The sequence below is a fragment of the Kitasatospora sp. NPDC093558 genome (assembly GCF_040683475.1).
Taxonomy (GTDB): Bacteria; Actinomycetota; Actinomycetes; order Streptomycetales; family Streptomycetaceae; genus Kitasatospora.
The window spans coordinates 1-5177 of record NZ_JBFBDY010000451.1; the positions used below are offsets into that span (position 1 = coordinate 1).

Sequence of the window (5177 nt, forward strand, 5' to 3'; positions counted from 1 at the left end):
GATCGCCGCCGAACCCGACGCGGTGGCCGAACTGGCCCGCCTGTGCGGCTACTTGCCGCTCGCGCTGCGCATCGCCGGGCAGCGCCTGGTCGCGCGCGAGCAGCTGCCGGTGAGCCGGTTGGTGCGACAGCTCGCCGCCGAGGAGAACCGGCTGGACCTGCTGGAGGCCGGTGACCTCGCCGTCCGCCCGGCCTTCGCCCTGTCCTACCGCCGGCTGCCCGCCGAGTCCCAACTGGTGCTGCGCCGCTGCGCGTTGACCAAGGGGCCGGACTTCACGGCGGCCGTCGCCGCGATGTACGCGGGGCTGTCCGCGGTGCGCACCGAGCGCTGCCTGGAGGAGCTGACGGACGCCGGGCTGGTCCAGCTCGCCGCCCCGGAGCGCTACCGCCTGCACGACCTGGTCCGGCTGTACGCGGGCGAGCGGCTGGCGGCCGACGAGAGCGCCGACGAGCTGCGGGACGCCGAACTCGGCGCATCCGTAAGGCTGTTGGCGCGCGCCTCGGCGGCGGGCCTGCGGTTCGTGCCGGACAGCGGTGGCGACGAGGTGCCCGGCGATCCCGATCCGGCGACGGCGCCCGTGACGCTCGCGGACGCGGCGCGCTGGCTGGAGGAGGAGCACCCCGAGTGGCTGGCGGCGATGCACCGGGCGGCCGGGGCGGGCCGGCACCGCGAGGTGGTGGACACCGCCGAGGCGATGCACTGGTTCTCGGACCGGCTGCTGAGCTGGGACATCTGGGGCGAGGTCTTCCAGCTGTCCGTCGACTCCGCGCGGGCCCTCGGCGACCGGCACGCCGAGACCGTCCACCTGAACTACCTGGCCTGGACGTACGTCACCTGCCTGCACCGCTACCAGCGCGGCATCGAACTGGCCGGCGAGGGCCTGGAACTGGCCCGCGAGACCGGAGACCGCGAGCAGGAGGGCTGGGCCCTGACCTACCTCGGCAGCGGCCTGCGCAGGCTGCACCGGCACCAGGAGGCCACCGACAGCTACCGCCGGGCCGCCGATGCCTTCGCGGCCGTGGACAACCGGGCCGCCCGGATCGGCCGGCTGGTGACGCTGCGCGGCGCGGCCAACTGCCTGCGCGACGCGGGCCGCGCGGAGGAGGCGGTGGAGTCCCGTCGGCTGGCGCTGGCGGGCGCGCTGGAGCTGGTGGAGCGCTGGGAGACGCCGCTGATGCACTTCCTGGCGGGGATGACGGCGTACGAACTGGGTCTCGACCGCGCGGCCCTGAAGCAGTGGCCGGCCGCCGAGAAGGCCTACCGCCAGGCGCTGACGCACTTCGAGGCGATCGGCCGCCCGGACAGCATGACGAAGACGCTGACCGAGCTCGGCACGGCCCTGATCGAGCAGGGCCGCGCCGACGAGGCCCGCGAACTCCTCACCGAGGCGCTCACGGACCTCAGCGCGGACGGCCGCCCGGGCCGCCGCCGCACGGGCGCATAGGCGGACCTCAGATCCGGCTGTCCTCCACCGCCGGGATGGTGTCGTCCTGGGCGACACCGGCGCCGTTCGGCACCGCCGAGCGGACGTTGGCCCGCGGCGCGGCGGCGGCCGGCTTCTTCCCGCAGAACGCCGGCTCCAGCGCGCCCATCAGGCCCTGCGTCACCGCGCCGTTGTTGGAGGCGTTGGCGAACACGACGACCGTCCGGTGCCCGTCCGGCGTGGTGAACGACTGGGTCTGGTAGCCCTGGACGATCCCGCCGTGCCCGTACACGTCGCCGCAGCTGAGCGAGATGCGGCGCAGCCCGAGGCCGTAGGAGATCTTCGCGCTCGGGGTGGCGATCGCGGCCTCCATCTGCTTGAGCGAGTCGTCGGAGACGAGCCCGCCGGAGCTGCCGGCCATGAGGGCGGTCAGGAAGGTGTCGAGGTCCTGGGCGGAGGAGGTGACACCGCCCGCGGCCCAGAGCCAGGAGGCGGTCTGCTCGGTGGAGTCGAGCAGCGGCTTGGTGCGGTCGTCGTTGGTGAGGTAGCCGGTGACGTGGGCGCCGCGGATCTTCGGGTCGGGGACGACGAAGGAGGTGTCGCGCAGGTCCAGCGGGTCGAGGATGCGCTCCTGGAGCACGTCCGCGTACGGGCGGCCGGTGAGGTTCTCGACGGCGAGGCCCATGAGCACGAAGTCGGTGTTGGAGTACGAGTACTTGCTGCCCGGCGCGTACTGGATGCCGTGCTTGACGGACATCGCGACGAGGTCGCGCGGGTCGTACACGTTGGTGCGGATGCGCGCCTCGAACGCGGCGGTGGTCTCCTCGCCGGGCTGCTCCAGGAGGTCGTTGGTGTGGTCGTAGACGCCGGCCCGGTGCTCCATGACCTGGCGGCCCGTCATGGTCCAGCCGTCGGGCAGGGTGCCGGCCGGGAGGTAGTCGCGCAGCGGCTTGTCGAGGTCGATGAGGCCCTGTTCGGCGAGCTGCATGACGAGGACGGACGCGAACATCTTGCTGTTGCTGCCCACCCGGAAGCGCCAGTCGGCCTTCATCGGGGTGCCGTCGAGGTTGGCCTTGCCGACCGTCAGCGTCTGGTCGAGCGACGGGTCGTCGTGGTCGCGGACGACGGCGAAGGCGCCGGTCGCGCCCGCCTTCATCGTGGTCTGCAGGGCGGCGAGCACCGCGGCGGTGTCGGGTGCGGCCGCGCTCGGGGTGCCCTGGTCGTCGGCGGCCGCGTGGGCGGCGCCGGTCGCCGTCAGGACGACACCGGCGGCGGCCACGGCCAGGGGACGCAGGAGCCTCATCTTCGCCATGTTCCTCTGTTCTTCGTTCGGCTGACGCGGCGTCCGGCCGCGTCGTTCGATGATCCACTATCACGGTCCGGGAACGTCACCGCAATGTGAGCGGCCGGTGAACGCGATCGACTCCACAATCCGTTTCCCGAACGGCGGCCAAGGCTTTACCTGCTGGGGTCTACCCGCGTAAACCGTTGGGTCGCATGCTTGTTCGGCACACCTCAAGCACGCCGGTGCGTCACCCCCACATCCCCCACTCACCGAACGTGGAGTCCGCATGCCCCTGCCCCGTACGCCCCTGTCCCGCATGGCCCGCCGCGCCTGCGCCGTCCTGCTCGCCGCCACCGGCGTGCTGCCGATAGCCGGCACCGCCCAGGCCGACACCCTCGCCGGCACGTACTCGGCCGTGGTGTTCCCGGACCAGAACCACAGTCTGGTCTACGACTTCATCAACTCGGCGACGAAGTCCGTCGACGTGACGATGTACGAGCTGCGCGACGACAACGCGGTCAAGGCCCTCCTCGACCGTCAGCGGGCGGGCGTCAAGGTGCGGGTGATCCTGGACGGCAAGCACACCTCGGTCAACGGCGCCGCCTACTCCACACTCCTGTACGGGCAGGTCGACGTGGTGTACTCCTCCTCGGCGTTCGTCTACACCCACCAGAAGACCGTCACCGTGGACGGCGCCAAGTCCCTCATCCTGACCGGCAACCTGGACGCCACGTACTACGCGTCCAGCCGTGACTACGGCGTCTTCGACGCCGACGCGAAGGACGTCGCCGCGATCGAGCAGGTCTTCAACGCCGACTTCGCGCAGACCGCGATCACCCCCTCGGACGGCGACAACCTGGTCTGGTCGCCCACCGACTCGCAGGACCGCCTGCTCGCGCTGATCAACGGCGCGAAGACCTCCCTGGACGTCGAGCAGCTGGAGTTCGGCGACCCGGCCCTGGTGGACGCCATCGCCGCCGCCGCGGGCCGCGGCGTCACCGTGCGGGTCGTCGGCATGAACCCCGACTCGTACGGCAGCTACTTCGACCAGGTGACGACGGCCGGCGGCAGGATCGTCACGTACTCGTCCACCACGGGCCTGTACATCCACGCGAAGGCGATCGTCGCCGACTACGGCACGTCGACGGCCAAGGTGTTCGCCGGCTCGGAGAACTTCTCCGACAACTCGCTGAACAACAACCGCGAGCTCGGCCTGATCACCACCGACGCCGGTGTGCTGACCACGATCGGGTCGACCTTCGCCACCGACTTCGCCAACGGGCAGCCGTACTAAGCGCGTTCGGCCGCCGCATCCGGCGAAGCCGCAACACCTCCCGCACCGCGTCGCGTTCCCAACCCGCCGTGAGGACTTGCCATGCCCGAGCTCGTCAAGCCCCGCCTGCCCTCCCGTCTGCGCAACCGCCTGCGCCCCCGCCGCACCGCCACCGCCGTCGCCTCGGCGACCGCCCTCGTCGCCGCCTCCGCCGGTCTGTGGGCCGCCACCGCCCCGGCCGCGCAGGCCGCCGCCCTGCCCGCCCCCGACCACGTCATCGTGGTCGTGATGGAGAACCACGCCTACAGCCAGGTCATCGGCAGCACCAGCGCGCCGTACATCAACTCCCTGGCCAAGGGCGGCGCTTCGCTCACCCAGTCGTACGCGATCACGCACCCGAGCCAGCCGAACTACTACGCGCTGTTCTCCGGCTCGACGCAGGGCATCACCGACGACAGCTGCGTGAACGTCGGCGGCCTGCAGGCCCCGAACCTGGCCTCCGAGCTCACCGCCGCCGGCAAGACCTGGGCCAGCTACAACGAGTCGCTGCCCGCGCAGGGCAGCACGGTGTGCAGCAGCGGCACCTACGCGCAGAAGCACAACCCGTGGTTCGGCTTCGGCAACGTCGCGCTCGACTCGGCGCACACCTTCAGCCAGTTCCCGACCGACTACACCACCCTGCCGAAGGTGTCGTTCGTCGTGCCGAACCTGTGCAGCGACATGCACGACTGCTCGGTCAAGACCGGCGACACCTGGCTCAAGACCAACCTCGGCGCCTACGCCACCTGGGCCGCGAGCCACAACAGCCTGCTCCTCGTCACCTTCGACGAGGACAACCGGCTGGCCGGCAACCGCATCCCCACCGTCGTCTACGGCGCCCACGTCGCGGCCGGCAGCACCACCGCCACCACCTACAACCACTACGACGTCCTGCGCACCCTGGAGGACCTGGCCGGCCTGAGCACCCACGCGGGCAACGCGGCCAACGGCACCGACATCTCCGGCATCTGGAACTGACGCCACCCGTCAGGCCCGACGACGGGGCCCGGCGCCACGCGGCGCCGGACCCCGTCCCGCAGGCAGGCCCGGGCGTGCCCGCGGCGGGCCGGGCGTGGTAAGCATGGCGGGTGCGCTTCGATTCCGTTCCGATGCCGTAGTCCGTCGAGGGCCGGCCGAGTTATGTGCGTGGGTATACG

General features: G+C 71.6%; 4 protein-coding genes. 3 read left to right on the plus strand and 1 reads right to left on the minus strand.

Going from position 1 to position 5177, the window contains the following annotated elements; genetic code table 11:
- On the plus strand, positions 1–1444 hold a 1444-nt coding region (locus AB0O00_RS28770; protein WP_363656634.1), incomplete at its 5' end, for a tetratricopeptide repeat protein.
- Between the two features lie 7 nt (positions 1445–1451).
- Here AB0O00_RS28770 and AB0O00_RS28775 read toward each other — a convergent pair.
- Positions 1452–2726, minus strand: coding sequence for a serine hydrolase domain-containing protein (locus tag AB0O00_RS28775; protein WP_363656636.1), 1275 nt, complete (start codon positions 2724–2726; stop codon positions 1452–1454).
- 268 nt (positions 2727–2994) lie between these two features.
- Between AB0O00_RS28775 and AB0O00_RS28780 the strand changes: the two genes are divergently transcribed.
- Together AB0O00_RS28780 and AB0O00_RS28785 are read left to right on the plus strand one after the other, a co-directional pair.
- A complete protein-coding gene (locus AB0O00_RS28780) occupies positions 2995–4002 on the plus strand; it encodes a phospholipase D-like domain-containing protein (protein ID WP_363656638.1) in 1008 nt (335 codons plus the stop codon).
- An 81-nt stretch (positions 4003–4083) separates the two neighbouring features.
- Positions 4084–4998: an alkaline phosphatase family protein gene (locus AB0O00_RS28785; protein WP_363656640.1), complete on the plus strand. Its 915-nt coding sequence runs from the start codon at positions 4084–4086 to the stop codon at positions 4996–4998.
- The last annotated feature ends 179 nt before the right edge of the window (positions 4999–5177 follow it).